Annotated in this window: 19 protein-coding genes and 1 pseudogene; 11 read left to right on the top strand and 9 right to left on the bottom strand. The window is 37.4% G+C overall.

The genetic code is table 11. The features are described from left to right. Nucleotides 1–259: 259 nt before the first annotated feature. The 6 genes from D0T87_RS22680 to D0T87_RS22655 are packed head-to-tail and all read left to right on the top strand — an operon-like array spanning nt 260 to nt 6,320. Nucleotides 260–1,519, top strand: coding sequence for a TolC family protein (locus tag D0T87_RS22680; protein ID WP_163178299.1), 1,260 nt, complete (start codon nt 260–262; stop codon nt 1,517–1,519). 4 nt (nt 1,520–1,523) lie between these two features. Continuing rightward, the gene (locus D0T87_RS22675; RefSeq protein ID WP_163178297.1) at nt 1,524–2,423 is read left to right on the top strand and encodes an HlyD family secretion protein; all 900 of its coding nucleotides are present in this window, start codon (nt 1,524–1,526) and stop codon (nt 2,421–2,423) included. Continuing rightward, complete coding sequence (locus D0T87_RS22670; RefSeq protein WP_163178295.1) at nt 2,420–3,322, top strand: ABC transporter ATP-binding protein; 903 nt, start codon at nt 2,420–2,422, stop codon at nt 3,320–3,322. Before D0T87_RS22675 ends, D0T87_RS22670 begins: the two co-directional genes overlap by 4 nt. A gap of 1 nt (nt 3,323) precedes the next feature. Next, nucleotides 3,324–4,067, top strand: coding sequence for an ABC transporter ATP-binding protein (locus D0T87_RS22665; RefSeq protein WP_163178293.1), 744 nt, complete (start codon nt 3,324–3,326; stop codon nt 4,065–4,067). Between the two features lie 2 nt (nt 4,068–4,069). Then, the gene (locus D0T87_RS22660; RefSeq protein ID WP_163178290.1) at nt 4,070–5,188 is read left to right on the top strand and encodes an ABC transporter permease; all 1,119 of its coding nucleotides are present in this window, start codon (nt 4,070–4,072) and stop codon (nt 5,186–5,188) included. A 4-nt stretch (nt 5,189–5,192) separates the two neighbouring features. After that, nucleotides 5,193–6,320 (top strand): ABC transporter permease, encoded by a 1,128-nt coding sequence (locus D0T87_RS22655; RefSeq protein WP_163178288.1) that lies wholly within the window; start codon nt 5,193–5,195, stop codon nt 6,318–6,320. A gap of 93 nt (nt 6,321–6,413) precedes the next feature. On the opposite strand, the gene D0T87_RS22650 is transcribed toward D0T87_RS22655, so the two are convergent. Both D0T87_RS22650 and D0T87_RS22645 read right to left on the bottom strand, forming a co-directional pair. Further along, nucleotides 6,414–9,290 carry a PD40 domain-containing protein gene (locus D0T87_RS22650; RefSeq protein WP_163178286.1) on the bottom strand — a complete coding sequence of 959 codons (2,877 nt, stop codon included), beginning with the start codon at nt 9,288–9,290 and terminating at the stop codon, nt 6,414–6,416. Between the two features lie 134 nt (nt 9,291–9,424). Further along, nucleotides 9,425–9,757 (bottom strand): annotated as a pseudogene (locus tag D0T87_RS22645) (hypothetical protein); the annotation flags it as partial. Between the two features lie 74 nt (nt 9,758–9,831). Between D0T87_RS22645 and D0T87_RS22640 the strand changes: the two are divergent. Continuing rightward, on the top strand, nt 9,832–11,544 hold the full coding sequence (locus D0T87_RS22640; RefSeq protein ID WP_255495879.1) for a recombinase family protein: 1,713 nt from the start codon (nt 9,832–9,834) through the stop codon (nt 11,542–11,544). Here D0T87_RS22640 and D0T87_RS22635 read toward each other — a convergent pair whose 3' ends face one another. The 7 genes from D0T87_RS22635 to D0T87_RS22605 form a co-directional block, all read right to left on the bottom strand. Next, nucleotides 11,545–12,306, bottom strand: a complete 762-nt coding sequence (locus D0T87_RS22635) for a hypothetical protein (RefSeq protein ID WP_163178282.1) — start codon at nt 12,304–12,306, stop codon at nt 11,545–11,547. It abuts the gene before it with no gap. A 1,041-nt stretch (nt 12,307–13,347) separates the two neighbouring features. Next, complete coding sequence (locus D0T87_RS22630; RefSeq protein WP_163178280.1) at nt 13,348–14,412, bottom strand: penicillin-binding transpeptidase domain-containing protein; 1,065 nt, start codon at nt 14,410–14,412, stop codon at nt 13,348–13,350. 103 nt (nt 14,413–14,515) lie between these two features. Then, the gene (locus D0T87_RS22625) at nt 14,516–14,911 is read right to left on the bottom strand and encodes a hypothetical protein (protein WP_163178278.1); all 396 of its coding nucleotides are present in this window, start codon (nt 14,909–14,911) and stop codon (nt 14,516–14,518) included. 96 nt (nt 14,912–15,007) lie between these two features. Continuing rightward, complete coding sequence (locus tag D0T87_RS22620) at nt 15,008–15,343, bottom strand: hypothetical protein (protein WP_163178276.1); 336 nt, start codon at nt 15,341–15,343, stop codon at nt 15,008–15,010. Nucleotides 15,344–15,523: 180 nt separating this feature from the next. Next, entirely contained in the window at nt 15,524–15,967 is a 444-nt protein-coding gene (locus D0T87_RS22615) for a hypothetical protein (protein WP_163178274.1), read from the bottom strand. 496 nt (nt 15,968–16,463) lie between these two features. Next, entirely contained in the window at nt 16,464–17,051 is a 588-nt protein-coding gene (locus D0T87_RS22610) for a tyrosine-type recombinase/integrase (RefSeq protein WP_163178322.1), read from the bottom strand. 312 nt (nt 17,052–17,363) lie between these two features. Beyond that, nucleotides 17,364–18,380, bottom strand: coding sequence for a DUF3871 family protein (locus tag D0T87_RS22605; protein WP_163178272.1), 1,017 nt, complete (start codon nt 18,378–18,380; stop codon nt 17,364–17,366). A 291-nt stretch (nt 18,381–18,671) separates the two neighbouring features. Here D0T87_RS22605 and D0T87_RS22600 point away from each other — a divergent pair, with 291 nt between their 5' ends. From D0T87_RS22600 to D0T87_RS22585, 4 genes are read left to right on the top strand one after another with little or no spacing between them, the layout of a single operon-like run. Then, the gene (locus tag D0T87_RS22600; RefSeq protein ID WP_163178270.1) at nt 18,672–18,866 is read left to right on the top strand and encodes a hypothetical protein; all 195 of its coding nucleotides are present in this window, start codon (nt 18,672–18,674) and stop codon (nt 18,864–18,866) included. Between the two features lie 5 nt (nt 18,867–18,871). Then, complete coding sequence (locus D0T87_RS22595) at nt 18,872–19,450, top strand: ABC-three component system protein (RefSeq protein ID WP_203558768.1); 579 nt, start codon at nt 18,872–18,874, stop codon at nt 19,448–19,450. Beyond that, a complete protein-coding gene (locus D0T87_RS22590; RefSeq protein ID WP_163178268.1) occupies nt 19,447–19,965 on the top strand; it encodes an ABC-three component system middle component 5 in 519 nt (172 codons plus the stop codon). Before D0T87_RS22595 ends, D0T87_RS22590 begins: the two co-directional genes overlap by 4 nt. Next, entirely contained in the window at nt 19,940–20,995 is a 1,056-nt protein-coding gene (locus tag D0T87_RS22585) for an ATP-binding protein (protein ID WP_239063853.1), read from the top strand. The genes D0T87_RS22590 and D0T87_RS22585 overlap by 26 nt, the downstream gene beginning before the upstream one ends. Nucleotides 20,996–21,086 lie beyond the last annotated feature (91 nt).

Genomic DNA, 21,086 nt, shown 5'->3' with positions numbered 1-21,086 from the left:
TTGCGGAGACACTGTGTAGCGCAGCCTATCCCCCGCTGGCGGGGGCAGGGGGTGGATGGTTGAAATAACGTAAAACCAACCCCAAATACTCAAAACCAATCAGAAACAATCAAAACTATACAAAAACACTCATACCCTACAAAAACAATCAAAATCATAAAAATAAAACTATTGGAACATAAGTGTGAACAAATGGAGAGTATTTACGTGTTTTATGTCTATATCTTTGTCCCATGTGATATTAATGACATAAAACAGTATGAAACGAATTATCTTCACTATGCTTTCAACGCTTGTTTTGCAATGGGGTGTTGCCCAGCAAATCACCTTAGAAGAGTGCCGGCAGAAAGCACAAGCCAATTATCCTCTTATTGTACAATACGATCTTGTTGAAAAGACAAAAGAATACAATCTGGGTAATGCTTCGAAAGGGTATTTACCTCAATTCTCGTTGACAGGTAAAGCCACTTATCAGAGTGATGTAACAGAACTTCCCGTAGAGATTCCCGGTGTATCTATCAAAGGTCTTTCGAAAGATCAGTATCAGGTCATGCTCGAGCTGAACCAGAAAATCTGGGATGGTGGAGAGATACATTATAAAAGAAAGCAGGTGAAAGCCACATCTGACGTTGACCGCGAGCAGCTGAATGTAGATATGTATGCCTTGAATGACCGCGTCAACCAGGTTTATTTTGGTATCTTGATGCTGGACGAAAGTCTGAAACAAAACAAATTCTTACAGGAAGACCTGCAAAGAAGCTACCAGCAAGTTTCGGCATATATGGCTAATGGCGTAGCCAATCAATCCGACTTAGACGCTGTTAGGGTAGAACAGCTGAATACCCGGCAATCGGAAACAGAACTGCTTACTTCGCGTGGGGCATATTTGCAGATGCTCTCCTTGTTGATCGGAGAAGAAATCAATCGTGAAACAAAATTCCTGAAACCTGTAACTACGGAGGTGACTTTGGCAAATGAAATCAATCGCCCCGAGTTGCTATGGTTCGATGCTCAACGCGAGAGCCTTGATGCATCCGAAAGCAGCCTGCGTGTCCGTAACCGTCCCAACCTGGGATTGTTTGTACAAGGAGCTTACGGCAATCCGGGACTGAATATGCTGAAAAATGAATTTAGTCCGTTCTATGTGGCAGGCGTCCGGTTAAGTTGGAATTTCGGAGCGTTGTACACCTTGCGTAATGATAAGCGGGTGATAGAAAACAATCGTCGTAAGCTGCAAAGTAACCGTGAGGTATTCTTATTCAATACCCGTTTGCAGGCCACTCAGGACAATAGTGCGATACAATCTGTTAAAGCGTTGATGCGCGAGGATGACGAAATAATTGCATTGCGTACGAATATCCGGAAAGCTGCTGAGGCAAAGGTTGCTAATGGAACGCTGACCGTTACCGATATGCTGCGTGAAATAACTGCTGAAAGCCTTGCCCGGCAGATTAAAGCCATGCACGAAGTGCAGTTGCTTATGAATATTTATCAATGGAAATATACAACGAATAATTAACGATATGAAACGAGTTTATTTGGGGATATGCTTAAGTGTATTGTTGCTATCCGCCTGTGGATCAAACAATAATCACTATGATGCTACGGGGACATTTGAAGCTACGGAAGTAACCGTATCCGCCGAGGCATCGGGAAAGATTCTTCGTTTTGATGTGGAAGAAGGTAGTGTGTTGCGGGCTGGTGCACAGGTGGGTATAATCGACACGGTACAGCTTTCATTAATGAAGCGTCAGCAGGAAGCCAATATGAAGTCTGTAAAAAGTCAGGTGCCTGAGTTTGATAAACAGATTGCCGCTATAAAACAACAGATAGCAACTGCCGAGCGCGAAAAACGAAGAATAGAGAACTTGTTGAAAGCAGGAGCTGCCAACGAAAAGCAACTGGATGATATAAATGCTGAAATCGCTTTGTACAACAGGCAGTTAACGGCGCAAATGTCTTCACTGAATATCAGTACCCGTAGCTTAACCGAACAAAGTTCTGCATTAGATATACAGGTGGCGCAACTATTGGATCAATTGATGAAGTGTTACATCACAGCACCTATCAGCGGAACAGTTTTAGCCAAATATATGGAAGCCGGAGAGTTGGCAAGTACCGGTAAGCCACTGTTTAAAATAGCGGATACTGAAAACCTGTTTCTGCGTGCTTATATCACTTCCGAGCAATTGTCGCAGGTGAAAGTAGGCGATAAAGTCACTGTTATTGCCGATTATGGCGCTGATAAACGTACGGAATATCCGGGAGTTATTACCTGGATTTCGGATCGGTCGGAGTTTACTCCTAAAACCATATTAACCAAAGATGAACGTGCCAACCTGGTATACGCCATGAAAATAGCCGTTAAGAATGACGGATATTTGAAGATCGGTATGTACGGTGGCGTAAAACTAGCTCAATGAAACAGGCGGTTCGGGTAGATGATATAAAGAAAAGCTATGGCAAGGTTGAAGCTTTGCGCGGAGTCAGTTTCTCTGTTTCCGAAGGCGAACTGTTTGGGATTATCGGTCCGGATGGTGCGGGGAAGAGTACGTTGTTCCGTATCCTGACCACCTTGTTGTTGGCCGATGCCGGAACAGCAGAAGTAGCAGGACTTGATGTGGTTAAAGACTTTAAGGAGATTCGTACAAAAGTAGGGTATATGCCCGGACGATTTTCCCTTTATCAAGACCTCACCGTAGAAGAGAACCTGACTTTCTTTGCTACTGTTTTTTATACTACCGTAGAAGAAAACTACGAACTCGTTAAGGATATTTATCAGCAAATCGAACCTTTCAAAACAAGAAGGGCAGGAGCGCTTTCGGGCGGAATGAAACAAAAACTGGCACTAAGTTGCGCGTTGATTCATAAACCTACGGTTCTTTTCCTGGATGAACCCACTACCGGTGTTGATCCTGTATCACGTAAAGAGTTTTGGGAAATGTTGAAACGGTTAAAAGAACAAGGAATAACCATTTTGGTATCTACTCCTTATATGGATGAGGCTACGCTTTGCGACCGTATTGCTTTGATACGCGAAGGAGAATTCCTGAAAATAGATACTCCGCATCATATTGTAGAGCAATTCAGTGAGATTCTGTGGGCGGTATCGGGCGATAATATGTTTCATTTATTGATAGATCTTCGTAACCATCCGCAAGTAAAAAACTGTTTTGCTTTCGGCGATGTGCATCATATTACTGTAGAGAAGGAATTAACAATGGACGAACTGAAAAAGTATTTAACCGCTAAGTGCTATAAAGAAGTAGAGATAACACCGATTGAGGCATCTATTGAAGATTGTTATATGCAATTGGCTTAATATGAACAATACAGTTATACAAACCAATCAATTAACCAAGAAGTTCGGCAGTTTTACGGCAGTCGATCATATCTCCTTTGAAGTAAAGCAAGGCGAGATATTCGGCTTTCTTGGTGCAAACGGTGCAGGAAAAACCACCGCCATGCGTATGCTTTGCGGGTTAAGCAAACCCACTTCCGGTAAAGGGATGGTGGCTGGATACGACATATACAAACAATCCGAAGAGGTGAAGAAGCATATCGGGTATATGAGCCAGAAGTTCTCGTTATACGATGATCTGAAAGTCTGGGAAAACATCCGCTTGTTTGCCGGGATATACGGAATGAAAGATAAAGAAATTGCCGGGAAAACAGACGAGTTGCTAAAACGCCTGGAGTTTACCGACGAGCGCAACACCCTTGTCAGCCAACTGCCATTGGGTTGGAAGCAGAAGTTGGCATTTTCCGTTGCCATCTTTCACGACCCCAAGATCGTATTTCTGGATGAGCCGACAGGTGGGGTAGACCCTGCCACGCGCCGTCAGTTCTGGGAAATGATTTATCAGGCTGCCGACCGGGGGATTACCGTCTTCGTCACCACCCATTATATGGACGAAGCCGAATACTGTAACCGCGTTTCGATTATGGTAGATGGTAAAATAGAAGCCCTCGATACGCCACATAACCTGAAACAACAGTTTCATAGCCCAACTATGGACGGAGTCTTTCAACAACTCGCCCGCAAAGCCACACGTAATGCCGATTAAGTATGAAACAGTTCATCGCATTTGTAAGAAAAGAATTCTATCATATTTTCCGTGACCGGCGAACGATATTGATCTTGCTGATTATGCCCATCGTAGAAATCATACTCTTTGGGTTTGCCATCAGTACGGAAGTGAAGAACGTGAGGGTGGCGGTTCTTGATCCTTCGCAAGACATGGTGACCCGCCGCATTATAGATCGTCTGGATGCCAGCGAGTATTTTACCGTTACGTACACCTTACACTCGCCTGCCGAAATGGAAGAACTGTTTCGTTCCGGAAAGATAGATATGGCTATGGTATTCAGCGAACGATTCTCGGATAACCTGTATACGGGAGAGGCCGGTATTCAGCTCGTATCCGATGCTACCGACCCGAACATGGCCACCACACAGTCCAATTATGCAGCGCAAACCATCCGTGCGGCTATTCAGGAGGAGCAGGGTGGAAGTGCAGTAAACTCGCAATCCGCATCCGGAGAGATCAGTATCGATATAAAGTTGCTTTATAATCCGCAGATGAAGAGTGCATATAATTTTGTGCCCGGAGTAATGGGGTTGATCATGATGCTTATTTGTGCCATGATGACTTCTATATCTATTGTCCGCGAAAAAGAGATGGGAACGATGGAAGTCCTGCTTGTATCGCCGGTTCGGCCTATCTTTATCATTCTGTCGAAGGTTGTTCCTTATTTTGTACTTTCTTTCGTCAATCTGGTGACTATTTTACTGTTGTCGTTTTTTGTGTTGGACGTACCGATTGTCGGAAGTCTGTTCTGGCTGATTGCCGTATCCCTCCTGTTTATATTTGTGGCACTGGCTCTGGGCGTATTGATCTCGTCCATTGCCCAAACGCAGGTGGCCGCCATGCTGGGTTCCGGGTTGATACTGATGATGCCTACCATATTGCTTTCCGGAATGATATTCCCGATTGAAAGCATGCCGTCCGTCCTGCAATGGATCTCTGCTATTATTCCGGCGCGATGGTATATCGACCTCGTGAAACGTATTATGATACAAGGGGTGGATATTACACTGGTTGGTAAAGAAGTTGCGGTATTGGCCCTCATGGCGGTGGTATTGGTTAGTGTCAGTCTTAAAATGTTCAAAAACAGATTGGAGTAAAACTATGTTAAAGTTCCTGATAGAAAAAGAATTCAAGCAGCTTTTCCGCAATGCATTTCTGCCCAAGCTGATATTCATATTTCCCGTCTTTATGATGATACTCTTACCGTGGGCGGCTAATATGGAGGTGAAGAATGTGTATCTCAATATTGTTGATAACGACCATTCGCCTATATCCGAACGATTGGTACACAAGATTGCTGCATCCGGTTATTTCAAATTGAATGGAATCTCTGCTTCGTATGATGAAGCGATGAAATCTGTAGAAGAAGGCACAGCAGATGTTATTATGGAGATAACCCCTGATTTTGAACGGAACCTGATGCGGGGAGAAACAGGGCGCATATTATTATCGGCAAATACAGTCAACGGAACAAAAGGGAGTTTGGGTAGCTCCTATCTATCGACCATTATTAATGAATACGGCATGGAGTTGCGTGCCGAACAGACTATTCCTTCCTATCGGGCGATGAGTTCTCAGCAACCAACTGTCAGCTGTCAACTATCAACCGTCAACTTATACAACCCCAACCTGAATTATAAATTGTTTATAGTACCGGCTTTGATGGTGATGCTGTTGACCCTGCTCTGCGGTTTCCTGCCTGCGCTAAACATCGTTGGCGAGAAAGAGAAAGGAACCATCGAACAAATCAATGTTACACCTGTAGGCAAATTTACCTTTATTCTGGCCAAACTATTGCCCTACTGGGTTGTAGGATTCGTTGTTCTGACCATTTGTTTTGGATTGGCCTGGTTGTTTTACGGTATATTCCCGGTGGGGCACTTGATCGTTATTTATACCTATGCCGCTATATTTATTTTAGCTGTGTCCGGACTTGGACTGGTGATCTCGAACAGTTCGGCTACCATGCAGCAAGCCATGTTCGTCATGTTCTTCTGCCTTATTATCCTTATGCTTATGAGCGGGTTGTTTACTCCGATTGCCAGTATGCCGCAGTGGGCACAGGTCATTACCATATTCAATCCGCTGAAATACATGATAGAAGTACTGCGGACTGTTTATCTTAAAGGCGGCGGATTTTCAGACCTCACCGTTCAGCTTTGGGCATTGATCGGTTTTGCTGTGCTGCTTAATACATGGGCGGTTATAAGCTATAGAAAGAATAATTAGAACTGTGTAAAACTTTAAATTAATGCATGCAAAAAACACGTTTTTTGCATGCATTAATTTAAAGTTTTACATATAGAATAGTTGGGTGCTTTTTTAGAAGGTAATTGTAAACAAAGTCTCTACCTGTATCTTACCATAATCTATCGGCTTGATAATTCTACCTCCGAAAGAGATTGGGAAATTAGCTTGCAGAATGTTACAATCCATGATCAAATCGGCACCGAATGAGCTTTGGGTAGTCCAGGGATGGTTTTTACCCGCTTCATTGCGGAAATAATCATAAAACACATTGCTACGAATGCGTTGAATGTATAGTAACGAACTGAGGCTGATGTCCGGATTAAACAACTTGAATGAGTAATCGGCTTGTAGACCTGCCATCTGGTGAGTACTGTACAGGTAATTATAACCACGAGGCTCATTTAGCACCTGTTTGGGAAGATACAAATGCTTGTTATCCAAATCCTGATATTGATAAGCAAAACGAAGCATTAAACCATCGCCACGCACCAGTCCGGGTAAGTAAGTCGTTAAGCGACCGGCATAGATACTACCATAGTTTTCCGAATTAAATGGAGAAAAAAGGTGTTGGAGCCGTAGCTGGAATCCCCAGCGCGGAAGGATATCCTGTTTCGCCATCTTCCGGTAATTATAGAATCGCAGTTCCGATAGTAAGTATTGGAACTCGCGGAATTTGCCACTATCATACTGTTGATACTTACTGTTGGTATAGAAATAAGTGGCCGATGGCTGGAAGCCACGAGTCCAGTGATTATGTGTCAGGTTGAACGGGATATACATACGCGCTTCCGCTTCCAGGTAAGTACGGTCTGTCCATCTGCCTTGCGCCACACGATCGCCATTTTCATTTTCTTTCCATTCAACATTGATTGCCTTATCTCCATAATCAACCTCCACATCAATCACAGGATACCAGCCGGTGTAGCTCATCGCCAGTTTTCCATGATGATATCCTTTTTTATAATACCAACCAGCCTGTGCTACGGCAGTATTCAGCGAGTTTTGCGATATAACCATGGCACCCGGTTTAACGATTGTACTGAAATCGTCGGTCTGAAGGTTAATAACCTCGGTGACGTCGTAGTAGACCGGCGCCCAACTGTGAATCTTAAATAAATGCAAGGCCTTGCGGTAGCGTTTGGGGTTGAATTCAACTTGCCTTAGTTTGGCAGTATCCAGATTAAATTGCTCTTGCTCTGCAACAGTTTCGGCCAATTCAAAACGGTGTGGTTCTGCAAAATTAGCCGGTTCTTTCTTCAGATTATCCATAGAAACGGAAGCCAGATGGTATCCGTTCGTTTGAAAATCAGAGAAGAGCAACTTCTTGCCATCGGCAGATACAGACGGAGTGAAAGCCCCGAAACGTGCTGTAGTCAGGCGGCTATACGTTGAGTTCGCAGGGTTATATTCATAAATATTGTTAGTTCCGTTAAGGCCCGATTCAAAGAACAACCTGCCATCCTTCCATGTAGGCGAGGTAATATTAGCCGAAGTGGCAGCCAAAAGTTCTTTCCACTCGCCGGATTGTGTATTAAGCTGTTGCAACCGTATACCCTCGTCATCAATAGTAATAGCAACCACATTTCCATTACCGGCATAAGTCAGTTCCTTGGCAAAAGCATTGCGTGGAACGGCATGGCGGGCATATTCTTTTCCGGTTTCGGTATCGACCAGCACAATATGGTTTTCTCCTGAAACAGAGAACTCGGAAACTGCTGCTGTTTTACCGCTGGGTTCAATCGCGGGCGACTGATAGCGTTGGCGGGGAGTAATGGTAGAAATACGTTTGCTATCCAGATCGTAAGACTTAAGAACCGAATGATTCTTATGCGCCCAACGTGTACCTGAAATATATTCAGTCCAGTACACCTTATTATTATTCAGTATAATCGGACTGTTGATGTTGCCCAGATAAGTTAGTTGTTTTTCCTGTCCTTTTTCAATCATAACCAAAGCGGTTAAATCCCTGAAATTAGAGCGGACGGCAAGCGTAACGGAATCATTCAGCGCCTGAGGATACTTATATGAATTATACTTTTTGTATGGTTGGGAGATGTAATCCGGCTTGAAACCCGATTGCTGATAGGCGCGTTCCTGTTCCTTCCATTCTTTTTCGAGGAAAGAGAACGTTTGGTCAAATAGTTGCTTGTTGCCAATCCCGGTAACATGTTTTACGGCACGTTCGAAAGGAGGGATGGCGATGCGGCTCACGTATCGACTGGTTACTCTGTCCCATACATCCGCCCCGAATTGATGGCGGGCATAGGCAGTGAGGTTATATCCCAAAGCATAATACGTGCCGGTATAATCCAGATATGATCCCAGGTTCCACTTATCGAAAGAGTAGAAGTTGCCATCTATCCGGTGCGCACGATAGAGCATGTTAAATTCAGGTAACCGTCCCCGTCCGCTATTCGATAAAGCAGTCTCCGTAGTAACAGCATCTCCCTCAAAGAACCAGTTGGGAGCAAAAAGTGCGGCTACACCCTGAGTCTGTTCACCAAATAAATAATAGAACGGTCTGAAAAGCCCGCTCATTAACTTTCCGGTTTGCATAATATGGCGGGATTCGTGTATGACGAGCTGCCTGTCCCAGCTTTGCGCATACAAGTCGGACGAAGGAGTCGGAATGATTTCCATGCGGCGGGGAGCCCATGACACCATACCATTGGAAAGCATATTGCCGGGATGTAATATGACAGGATTCTTCTTCTTGAATGGCTTCCCGATGGTACGCTCAATATGAGGGTATGAAGTTTCCAGAAGGGAAATATAGCGATGCGCCATAGAATCATTTCCTTGTGGGTAGATCAGATTGTAATGTTCTGTACGTACGATGTTCCATTTGTAATGTGAAGGGTCCGCTCCATAATCCACAAACTGAGCGTTAGCATAGAGAGATACCAGCAATACAAATGCAGATAATGCTAATTTTTTGAATAAGTTCATTCTCTATAATGATCTGATGATACAAAATTTAGATGGCAAACGCTGGGTTACGCCATTTATAGGCGGCTAATATAGTGAATAAACTTTTAATATTCTTTGATAATCCGATGAAAAACCATACACCTGCCTGCCTTTTATGCGTCAATAAGTTTAAATCTTAATCTGAGCCTTCCGTCGGCATAGTCATGGCTAAGAATCTTAAACGTTCCAATTTCTGAAGTATTCTCTACATGTTCGCCAATACATGCACATATATCATAATCGCCAACGGATACCAATCGTAGTGTTTGGCTGACATCTTCGGGTAATTTGCTTAAGTCTATACTTGAAGGAATATTGTCCCGATCTACATATTCTGCGGATACAATCATGTTTCTCTGAATGATCTCGTTTACGCGATTCTCTATTGCAGCTATTTGTTCTTCTGTAGGAGCATTCTCTATTCGATAGTCACATTTGCTCTTTTTGATATAAATTACTATTGTATATATTTGAAAGAATAATTATATTTGTAGAATATTTACTTTGAATAATATATAATATGAAGAGGGCCGCAATCTATTTGAGAGTTTCCACTATGGATCAAAACTATGATCGCCAGGAGAGAGAGTTAAAAGTCCTAGCTGAAAGTTTAGGATATGAGATTAAATATGTGTTTGAGGAAAAAAGGTCTGCTGTGTTAAGCATGGATACAAGAGAACAATTGACTCAATTACGCAAACTTACAAGAAATGATATAGACACTATATTTGTTTGGGATATTTCAAGATTGGCTAGAAAAGCTATTGACTTTATAAACCTTGTGAATGAATTCTCTGATAAGCAAATCTGTATTTATTTCAAAGATAGAAATATTGTAACATTAGAGGAAGATGGAAAATTGAATCCGTTAACAGGTATGTATCTTTATCTTCTTGGTGTTTTTGCTCAAATGGAAGCTGAAAACATTAAAAGTAGAATGCTGTCTGGTAAAGAAAAGGCATTAGCCGAAGGTAAATCTTATACTAATATTGCACCTTTTGGATACTATCTTGAAAATAAGCATTTATATATTAAAGAAGAAGAAGCGAAATATATAAGGATTGCTTTTGAACTTTATAAAGATGGGAAAGATACTCAATATATTGCAGATATGTTTAATGCTGAAAATGTGCCTTTAAAAAGCGGAAGAAAAGATATTATATGGGTAAAAGGCACAATCAGTCAGTTACTGAATAATACAGTTTATTATGGAAAAGGTAAACGAGAAACGACTTCAACAGTTAAAAAACAGATTAGATATTTTGATAGTCCAGCTATTATAAGTAAAGAACTATTTGACAAATGTAGAGAAGTTGCTTCTAGAAATTCATGTAGACAAGATAAAAGTTCTAAGAGAACAAATTTATTGAGAGGATTGTTGATCTGTGGCTTATGTGGTAAATATTATGTTCTTGGTAATAATAATAAGAAACAAGAATACCGAGATGGGGATATTAGAGCAAATGCTAATAATCGATTGGGGTGTAAGAATGGTGCTTTAAATGTCGAAATAGCTGATAAACTTATATGGGAAGCTATTAGAAATGTATATGAGTATAATACCTTTAGGAAAAAAACATTAGAAGAAAAAGATAAAATAAAATCTGAAATTGCTGTTAATCAAGAAAGAATAGAAAATTTAATGAGAGAAGTATATTCTTTTGAAAATCAAATAGATAAGTTGTATAACTTGTTTTTAAAGGAATATATTGACGAGAATGAATTTCTCAAAAGAAAAATCAGCATTGATTCTGATAAACAACGAATTGAGATGATGATGTTAGATTTGAAGACTAAGAATTTTCTGCTTGTAGATAAATTAAATGCAAACTTTGATTATTCTATTATAAACAGGGATTTATCTATTGAAGAAAAAAAAGAGGTATGTAATGAATTAATTGAGTTTGTGAGAATTTACAGTTATGGCATGTACAAAAAGTTACTTCACGTAAAATTGAAGATAGGTTTGGAGACAAATATATTGGTTGACACATCAAGCAATCATAGATATTATTTCATTGTGGATGACAATGTTGTTACTTTTTGTGATAAATTCAATTTACCAAGTCGCCTTTCTGATGATATTAAAGCTGAAATACCTGATTTCCAAATTACTTCTGCAAATAACGAACTTTTTGAGGAAAATATCTTTGGTGGATATTCTTATGACGAAATCTTTGATATTGCTAAAAAATATGGCTATGTAAAGTTTATAAATGATTTATTGACTTAATTATCTGTTTTTGTCTAAAATATTTACACAATACCTAAGACCATTCAATTCTCCTCGCAGTTCACTTCTCTTATTTGGCTCATCATCGAAAGATATCATTCGATTTTCAATAGCTTTAATTCTTGATTGCAATTGCTCCCTTATGGAATTAAAATGCATGTCTGCATTAAGAATTAGTCCAGATATAGGTTTTTCCTCTTCTAATAATTGTGTGATTTGATTAAAATAGTCATCTTTTAATATTAAAAAAGAATCTCTGTCATAGCAAAATTCTATAGTTAGTTGAAATGCTTGTTTAAAAGTCTCAATTGCAATCGAATCATATTTTTTACGAGCTGTATTTCGCCCTTTTCGTCCCGGTTCTATTTCAATTTGGCAATTAAAATATTTAAGACCGTTATTTATTGATAGAGATAGACTTTTATTATCAGTAAATGCATAAAGTCTATACCATTTGTGATCTTTCTGAATGAAATATTCAGCATCTTCTAAAAAGTTCTTCTGTAGAAACCTTAATGTATCGCTATAATAAGATTCAAATATTTCAGGAATAATACGTTTGTATTTCCTCCATTCAGTTGATTTGGGTATGGTGCAATCTATTTCTCCACAAACATAAATATCAATACCTGGAGTCCACTCCCAATTTTCATTAATTGAAATGCTGAATTTAGGGTTTACTTGATTTAGTGTTGTCCATTCTCTTGTTGAGCTATATGGCATTTGAGGTGCATGTTCCGTATAAAATTTATCTTTGCCCATAAGATATATAAGATTTTCCTAAACTTGATTTTAAATCTTTACTTAGAAACAAAAATAGTAAAAGTTATTGTTTAATACTGTCTCAAATAGGCATATTTTTGTATATAGGAATATCAAAGCAACATTAACGAGAGCTATTATCATATCATTTGTAGGGATAGTATAGGGGGAAAGTAATACTTATTTCCCCAGTTGTTGTTCCTTCTATAGTTATGAAGCTAATTTAGATGGATTTATATATTTTCCAGAAATGATGAATATATGCAGGAAAAACAACTGGATTATTAAGTATTAAGTAAAAGCTATAGCGTTGCACTTTTGTCAAATCTGTCTAAAAAAACAGTCCATTGAGTTTGCTAAATGTTAAAATTAGACTAAATTTGAAATCACAACAAGCTAATATACAGATAGTTTACAAATATTAACCGGGTAAATTTTTTCAAAATGCGTAAGGTTAAAAAATGATTCCTATATTTGCTTGAGACACCCTAGAGTTAGTGGGCTGATAAGGCTTGTCTAACTATTAGTGAAGCTAAAAGTAGTATTAATCAATAAACACTTGTCCGATATGGAGAAAGTATCTTTAATTCTGGTTCTGCTGCAAATACTTCTAGTTCTGCTGCAAATACTGGAATGGATATTGAAGTACAAGAGAAAATTACCAGACTAGTACTCATTATTCTAAATGACTTGGTATTACTGGTGTAATTACACCTTTACTAAATGAAAAAGCACTGCTAGGAACAGTGCTTTTTCATTTCTATAAACCTCTTGAAGATAGTAATCTATTTATAAGTCTAGATACACATCCAAAATGACTTGGTATTACAATTGATTTATATAAAGCAAATGTAGTTAATCAAATGGTATTTGCAAATCTTATTTAAATAAAAACAAATGCCTTTAAGTTTTTTTGTCTATGGTTGTTTTTGTGGAACAGGTGGTTTACTACATAAGGTTGTCTGGCATTTCAAGAACTTGAATATTAGTAAACGTACAATATAACAGCTTACTATTGAATCCGGAATCTTGTTTAGCCATTTAATTATCGTATAATAAATCAATAATCTTATTAAACACATCCCCTGCCATTAATCCACCGGATGCAGGCAATCCAATCTTATTAATAGATACAATCATAGTATATTCTGGATTATCGGCAGGAAAATAACCACAGAATTCAATTCCGTATATATCTATACCGTTCTCCGCTCCTAAATGTACTGTACCCGGATTACCTCCAACCTTCATCTTATCGGAGTAGGCAGGCTTGCCCAAGCCGTCTGATACTGTTTTTTCAAGTACTTGCTGTATATAAGTGATATTTTCCTTAGAAGCTATCTGTGGATTAATAATCCTAATAAAATCTTTATATAGCTGTGGCTGTACCATCACTCCATCGTTTGCGATAGCATTATAGAATGTAAGTACCTGAATCGGTGAAATCTGCTGATAATAACCAATACTGAACCATATAAGCACTTTATCACTCCATGCACTATGGTTCGGGGTTACAAAGTTTACAGGCTTCATATCCGTTAATCCACATATACTATCAGGCTTTCCATAGCTCATTCTTTCTAAGGCATCAAAGTAAGTTTGAGGATTTTCTCCATATAACTTCTCTATGGTTTTGATAGTAGCAATATTGGAGTTTAACATTATTCCCTGTTCTAAGGTTAATTCACCATATCCACCACGTTGCCAGTTGTGGTCTCTCATTGCTGCATCGTAGACTAGATATTCTCCTTTCCCTGTATCTACAGTATCGTTTATAGATGCTTTTCCCGATTCTAAAGCTGTTAATAATGAAATCGGGTGCATAAGTCCAGTTTCCCTCCTATAAGTGAGATTACTACATGATTGATTAGTTGCACTGTCTCTCCGTTCCAGTCCTACCATAGCTTTAATCTCACCCGTTTTGGTTTCCATTATTATAACCAGTCCAGACAGAGCATCTATTTCAGATAGCTTATCTTTCAATATACTGTAAGTCTTACTCTGTAGAGTAGAATCTATAGTAGAAGTTCTTTCCAGAGATTGCTTACTTCCTGTGCAGGCAGATAATACGACTAATAACAGTACTACATTTATAATATATTTCATTTAATCTTAGCAGTTAAAAGTATCAAGCAGGATAATCCGCCTGATACCTATTTATAAAAGATACACCGATGCTCTAACGTTGAAGCTATTGATGTATGCTTAATTATTGGTGTATACTTAAAGATATTCTTATAGTTTTTGTAGAAGAACCATCACTTATAGTTCCTATAGCTTGATGAGTAACGTAATAAGGCCCTTCTCCAGGAAAATCCAGTTCATCCTTAGTAAAATACCTATTAATTGACTCTTCAAAGGTACCACCTCTAACAAACTCTTTGAGTCTATATTTACTATTCCATACAGGGTCAATGGATACTACTCTCTTCATATTCGGTCCATCAACTTCAAACTCAACTTCAACTTTTGTTAAACTTATAAGATAATCATCTCCTAAAATTTCACAAACAGCTTCCATTGTACGTACTACGCTTTCATCTTTGTCACTACTACAGCTAACCATCCCGACTAGTAGGGCAGTTAATAAAATAATTTTCTTCATTTTTCGTTTGTTTTAATCGCTCTCCTGTTCCTTAAGAGAAGCATTGATAATAGATATAAGTGCAAGGAACGCACGAACTGTTATTGCACACTCTATTTATAACCAGATTCTGAAATCTATTCCAGTCTGTTGGCGCACTAAGTCTGCACGATTATTTAATCTTCCATGAAATGAGCTAAAAGAGATATCGGTGCCGTCATACCATCTAACAAGAGGTAAGGAGTTGAACAGTCTCCAATCAGTTCTACCGTTTGGTTTAAGTTGCTTCTCTAGCTCTCTAACCTCTCTCTGCAATGCAATGGCTAGACCGTTAAGCATAGGAGTAGCAACTCCATTGTTATTCCATTCTTGCTCTAGCTGTTGTAGTCCAACTCCTATTTTATAAGCACTGTTCTGAATAGATCGTTTCTTTCTTAAGTCAAATAATCCCATGATGATGTGTTAGTTAGTTTATAAACTGTTGTCCACATTCATTGCATCTTCGACAATAACATCGAATCGAATCATCAAGATACTTTCCTGATACATTTCTTGATTTACAATGTGGACATTTTGCTCGTATATTATTTATATAAATTATAAGCACGATAAGTGCAATTATTGCAATGACTTTCATAAGAATTTGAATTCAATTCTATATTTATGATATCCTGCATTTATAGATTCTTCAACATTTGCATAGATATGTCTTTCTTCTTCGATTAGGGCAAGCAATAGCTCCTTATCATCATAGCCATTCTGTAGATTATATGGAATACATATTCCGTTTATAATCTCATTAATATATTCGCTTCTCTTTCTCTCCATATTATTATCATGCACCAGTCTATTAACAAAAGTTGCAATGAAAACGGAGAGTAAAGCATAGTTGTATTCTCGATTAATATAAATATCTTCTATATCAATTTTCTTCTCATTTGATGAGAGTTGTCTGAAATAATCATGACTAAAACCTGAAAACTGTTCATGACCACAAACTGTTCTAATTAATTTAATAAATCTGTTAACTGAATTGCTAATGGCGAACGAATTAGCTATATAATCTAAGTTATTCATCTTGTTATTGATACTTAAATAGTCTTTTGTTCCTTATAAAGACTACATGATAGAATAGAAGTATGAGGAACACAATATGAGTTGCATACTCCATTGATTAATAGAATCGCTGATTAGTAAACTGTATATCTGTTTCGTGAGAGTATGTATTATTGCTAATAGTCCTCGTTATTAGCGGTTAAACAATAAAAAAGCGTGAGAACTTATCACTTATCTAGTTCTCAGGCCTTCGCATTGCCCACCTCTTAGATAAGCAACAGCCACTCACGCTAAACGTATATTGCTTACCCAAAGGTAACGATATATCATCTAGGTGAGCGCTTATTGCCACCATTCCAAGAGGTATCCAAAGTTGCGAAGTTTGAGAACTGGAATGGTATTATAAACGCTCTTATTAACAATGTAGACATCCAATCTCTAACACTATAGTAGATTAGAATCAATGCAAAGTTAAGAAAAGCGTTCGTATTAGTAAAATCCTAAACAAAAAATCATCTTAGAAAGAGAGTGATTCGTAAGTCTGTAGTAGTTCCTCCGTTCTTAGTCCTAAGTAACGTTTAGTGATTGAAACGGATGAGTGATTAAACAATTCCATGAGTTTAACCAGAGCAAGCTCTGCACTCTCTGAATTTTGATTATATACCTGTCTGCCAAAGGTCTTTCTAAGAGAATGGCAGCTAATATTCTTTATATTCAGTTTATACTTTACTTTAATCTCTTTCAGAATTACATTAATACGCTGTATAGAGTAGGTAGTCCCCATCTGACTAATCAGAATAGGAGAATTCAAACCTATAGGATTTATATGCTTATAGCAGTCTGCTATATGCTTCTTCAACTGGTTATTGATTCGGATGGTACGATTTTTACCCGTCTTATGTTCCTGAATGGTGAACTCATCCGTATTAAGAATCTGATTCCATCTAAGATATAATATATCACTGATTCGTAAACCCCAGAAACAGCCTATAGCTATTAGTAAGCTCATCTTATGATTTCCATCTCTGGATAGATTCCGAATTAAGTTCATAGCCTCATTCCAGTCTAAAAAATCGGCTGTAGTATTAGTATATTTCAAACTCATAATGATATTCATTTATATAAGGTTTATAATGAAAGTGAATGCTTTTGCAAACCCGATTTCAGAACGAATTCGTAACTTGCTGATTATTAGCATAGCATTCACTTTCTATATTAGTGATTACTTCTTTCTATGCATACCTGAAACATATTCTTCCCAGTGCCTTTGCTTTACGTCCTTAATTACACATACCATAGCTAATCCAAAAGGAAAACATGCACACATTAAGAAGAAGCATAGTACATACAGAATTGCTAAATGTATCTTATGTCCCATAATTGTATATTCTTAAATAGTTAATACTGTGATTTACATTCAATCAATAAACCATTTGTATTTCTCATCACCGTGCAAGGCAGCATTTATTCCTGTTGCCATTTCTGTAGCATTTAACGACCTATCTAGGAATGAATCAATGTATGATGACTTATTAGCACCTGTTAGCAGGTTATAGAACTTCCACATGCTCAAATCACTATCCAGAGAACCAAAGTTATCATCACTTATATATGACTTTGCAACATTGTTTATCTGTGAGTCAGTTATTAACATTCTAGGTAGATTCTTCTGATAACCCTGTGGTAGACACTGGTAAAGTCTCATTTTACCTAATAACTGGCAGAATTGGTGCTCTGTAAGATGAGAATCTTTAAGAGTTTGCATCAAATGTATGTGTTTAGCAGGGTTATACTGATTAAACATCTCCAACACAGCAGAATACAGATCATTATGGCTCATAACTTTCAAATCGGATAAATAACCGTCAGTATTTACGCACATATTACAGCACACCTGATTTTTAAAGCCAATGAACACTTTAAATCGTTCAGCACCTTTCTTGCTGTAAAGGTTTTCTGTATTATAGGCTCTTACTCCTCCTATTGATAATGTGAGTTTGTTTCCTTCAATGGTTTCATAGATAGTAGGAACTTCAAAACAGAACATCATCCTTTCATAGTACATAGTTTTATCAGATTCCAACAACTGATTCACAGGTTTGTGTATAGCTTCTGGAATTCTGCCTTTAACAATGTGAGATGTACGAATATTAGGTTTATCTATTGATTCACCAGAAAAGAAAGAAGTTGCAGCATCCCAAACCGTTTCAATAAATGTAGGATGTGAAATGGTTAGTTCATTGTCACGTGCAAACGTAGGCACAACACAATCTGCCTTTAGATGTTGCAAATCAACTTCAATGGTATTTGCTTCTATGAAGTGATTGGCCTTTTTAACTGTAGGTTCTTCTATCACTTCCACAGTTTCAGCATAGTCATTCAGATAACCAAAACGCTTGGTTACACTGTTGTTAATTACTTGTAAAGCTTCCATTTTTATAAATTTTAGGGTGAATAATTAGGAAAAAAGAGGAAATATATTCTCTTTTATATACAAGCAACGAGAGGGGGCGTATAGAGTAAGTGAAGTACATTATTTATAACTCACCGGATTTTAACCCTACTAAACCACGAATTACTTCTACATCATCTCATAATTTTGAATTAGAAGCAACTGCTAGTTCAAATTAAATATATAGTAATTCCATATTATTGAAACACTAAAAATTTTGGACTAAAGTTTTTTTTCTTTATTTTTGCTAAAACTAAAATTTCTTTATTTATTATGAATTTAGTCGAAATCATTATTACAGGCATTGTCGCAATAGGAGTTGCAGGAGGTGCAATATTTGCATATAGTAGAAAAAGAAGTAACAAATCTAATATTAAGAATGTAACAATCACAGGCAATGGAAAAATTATTGGAGGTGATGATAACTCAATACAAGGCAATAACAATAGTGTAAATAAACGAGATTAGCAATAATGGCATCAATAAAAGATATTGGAATCACTGGCAATGGAAAAGTCGTTGGAAGAGATGACAATTCAGTTAGCTTAAAATCTGAAATTCACAATTATCCTGCAAGCAGAACAAAACTATCTGTACTTTTTGATGCTTTAAAAGAAAAATTTGAAAACGGCGAACAAACTGATTGTGTCTCAGAGGAACTAAAATTTTATCAGACAGAGAGGGATACAATTGGCTTAGAGCAAAAACTAAAAGAAGGTGATCTGGATTATCTTTTTGAAGATGCAAGTTTTTTAAAAGAAGCATACACCAGAAAACTTTACAAATATCAATTATATGAACCGGCACAAGAGATACATACATATATTTTAGGAATTATATGTAGTAAATTTAGGTATCTGATCTACCCATTGTTAAAGAAAAAAAATCCACAAGATGAAATTTCAAAAATAATCTCTTCCGAAATTGTTGATCCAATTATGACTATAATCTTAGAGCAAGGCTGTAGCGATGTCATGGGATTAACATATAAAGATATAGAGGGTATGATCTATTTCTTAACTGGAAGATGTCACATAAAATGGAGGATATGATTATTTATCATCAAGCATTTGACCTGTATCATGCAGCATATAGAATCGTACAGATTCTATCATATTTTAAACGTGGAGAGTTTGTAGAAGTTGATAGACTACGAATATGGGACTATTATCTTTTATTTCCTTTAGAAATGCAGCGTATAAAATTCTCTAGAGATGAAAAAGAAATAAAAGACTACATAAAAAAATTTATCACAAAAGGTGAAAAAGAAAATAGATATGAAGTGATTTTAGACAATCGTAAAATGTTTGAAAAAATAAGACCATATCAAATGGCAGCACTAAAAAGTCTTGCATCATACGGGATCATAAATATAGACTACATTTCGTCTGGAAAGGTTACCCCTATTTCCACAGAAATGATAGAAAAACACTCTCCAACTTATGAGCTATTATCCATAAACGAAGCAAATGCCGTTAAATTATTAACTTCTCATTATTATTTAATGTCACTAAATATTCTCAAAGAAAAAACCTCACTCATTGAATATAAATATGATGCACAATAACCTATTTGTCAATAGAATGATCATATATACTAAGGAAAATTTAGTAGCCTATGAAGAAACATTCCATAAAGGTGTAAATATTATTCGCGGAAAAAATAGCAGTGGGAAATCAACCATAACTCATTTTCTTTTTTACGCTTTGGGAGGAGCTTTTAACGAATGGGTTAAAGAAGCAAAACAATGCTCTCGAGTTTTACTTGAAATTGAAGCTAATGGAGCAACATTGGTGCTAAAAAGGGAACTAAACTTCAATGAGGAAGGGAGGGCAAATGCGCAAGAACCGATGTACATTTTTTGGGGTAAATATGAAGAGATATTACATGACCAATGGAAAAAATATAATTTTAGCACTAATACTAATAACATAAGCTTCTCAAATGTCCTCTTTGACACTTTAGAAATTCCTATCGTCAAAGGAGAAAGTAATATAACTATGCATCAGATTTTAAGATTGTTATATATTGATCAAGAATCCCCAACTAGCTCCCTTTTTCTATATGAGCATTTTGATACAGTACTAACCAGGGAGACTGTTGCAGAATTATTATTAGGAGTATACAGTCAAGATCTTTATGAAAAAAGACAGAGAAAGGATGCGGTTATCAAAGAATTAGGAAATGTTGAACAGGAAATAAAAGCAATTAAAAGATATATAGATAATCCTTATTTTTTAATTCCCAGCCATATTTTGACGCAAATAGAGAACAAGGAACAAGAAATAAGAAATATAGAAACACTTATTGAATCATTGAAAAATGAAGAAAAGTCCGTCCGATATACCCAAAAAACAAAATTAGAATTTCAGATACTAAATGAAGAAGCAATAACTCAAAGACAGAAAGTAAAAACAATAGAAGACAGAGTTAGGTATCTTGAGTTTGAAATAGAAGATTCTAAAGAATTCATTGAGGAGCTAAATAATAAATTAAGGGGAATTAAAAACTCGATTGCAACAAGAGACTTTATGGGCAGCTTTTCACTAGAATATTGCCCAGAATGTTTGTCAAGATTAGAGAAACTTGATCAGTAGTGTCCGGAGAAATCTTACCAGATGGTTAGCTGGTTTTCATCCTCCTGATTAATATTTAATTTTTTAATACGCTCAAACAACTTGCTTATAG

This window comes from Bacteroides sp. 51 (assembly GCF_010500965.1).
GTDB lineage: Bacteria > Bacteroidota > Bacteroidia > Bacteroidales > Bacteroidaceae > Bacteroides.
The sequence above is the reverse complement of the archived record's forward strand: the minus strand, read 5'-3'. Positions and strand labels throughout refer to the sequence as shown.

Excerpts from the sequence above, each read along its gene's own strand:
- D0T87_RS22600 (WP_163178270.1), top strand. The coding sequence starts at position 18,672 with ATGAATTTAGTCGAAATCATTATTACAGGCATTGTCGCAATAGGAGTT.
- D0T87_RS22610 (WP_163178322.1), bottom strand. The coding sequence starts at position 17,051 with ATGAGTTTGAAATATACTAATACTACAGCCGATTTTTTAGACTGGAAT.
- D0T87_RS22630 (WP_163178280.1), bottom strand. The coding sequence starts at position 14,412 with ATGAAATATATTATAAATGTAGTACTGTTATTAGTCGTATTATCTGCC.
- D0T87_RS22650 (WP_163178286.1), bottom strand. The coding sequence starts at position 9,290 with ATGAACTTATTCAAAAAATTAGCATTATCTGCATTTGTATTGCTGGTA.
- D0T87_RS22675 (WP_163178297.1), top strand. The coding sequence starts at position 1,524 with ATGAAACGAGTTTATTTGGGGATATGCTTAAGTGTATTGTTGCTATCC.
- D0T87_RS22670 (WP_163178295.1), top strand. The coding sequence starts at position 2,420 with ATGAAACAGGCGGTTCGGGTAGATGATATAAAGAAAAGCTATGGCAAG.
- D0T87_RS22625 (WP_163178278.1), bottom strand. The coding sequence starts at position 14,911 with ATGAAGAAAATTATTTTATTAACTGCCCTACTAGTCGGGATGGTTAGC.
- D0T87_RS22640 (WP_255495879.1), top strand. The coding sequence starts at position 9,832 with ATGAAGAGGGCCGCAATCTATTTGAGAGTTTCCACTATGGATCAAAAC.
- D0T87_RS22595 (WP_203558768.1), top strand. The coding sequence starts at position 18,872 with ATGGCATCAATAAAAGATATTGGAATCACTGGCAATGGAAAAGTCGTT.
- D0T87_RS22660 (WP_163178290.1), top strand. The coding sequence starts at position 4,070 with ATGAAACAGTTCATCGCATTTGTAAGAAAAGAATTCTATCATATTTTC.
- D0T87_RS22615 (WP_163178274.1), bottom strand. The coding sequence starts at position 15,967 with ATGAATAACTTAGATTATATAGCTAATTCGTTCGCCATTAGCAATTCA.
- D0T87_RS22605 (WP_163178272.1), bottom strand. The coding sequence starts at position 18,380 with ATGGAAGCTTTACAAGTAATTAACAACAGTGTAACCAAGCGTTTTGGT.
- D0T87_RS22620 (WP_163178276.1), bottom strand. The coding sequence starts at position 15,343 with ATGGGATTATTTGACTTAAGAAAGAAACGATCTATTCAGAACAGTGCT.
- D0T87_RS22655 (WP_163178288.1), top strand. The coding sequence starts at position 5,193 with ATGTTAAAGTTCCTGATAGAAAAAGAATTCAAGCAGCTTTTCCGCAAT.
- D0T87_RS22635 (WP_163178282.1), bottom strand. The coding sequence starts at position 12,306 with ATGGGCAAAGATAAATTTTATACGGAACATGCACCTCAAATGCCATAT.
- D0T87_RS22665 (WP_163178293.1), top strand. The coding sequence starts at position 3,324 with ATGAACAATACAGTTATACAAACCAATCAATTAACCAAGAAGTTCGGC.
- D0T87_RS22590 (WP_163178268.1), top strand. The coding sequence starts at position 19,447 with ATGATTATTTATCATCAAGCATTTGACCTGTATCATGCAGCATATAGA.
- D0T87_RS22680 (WP_163178299.1), top strand. The coding sequence starts at position 260 with ATGAAACGAATTATCTTCACTATGCTTTCAACGCTTGTTTTGCAATGG.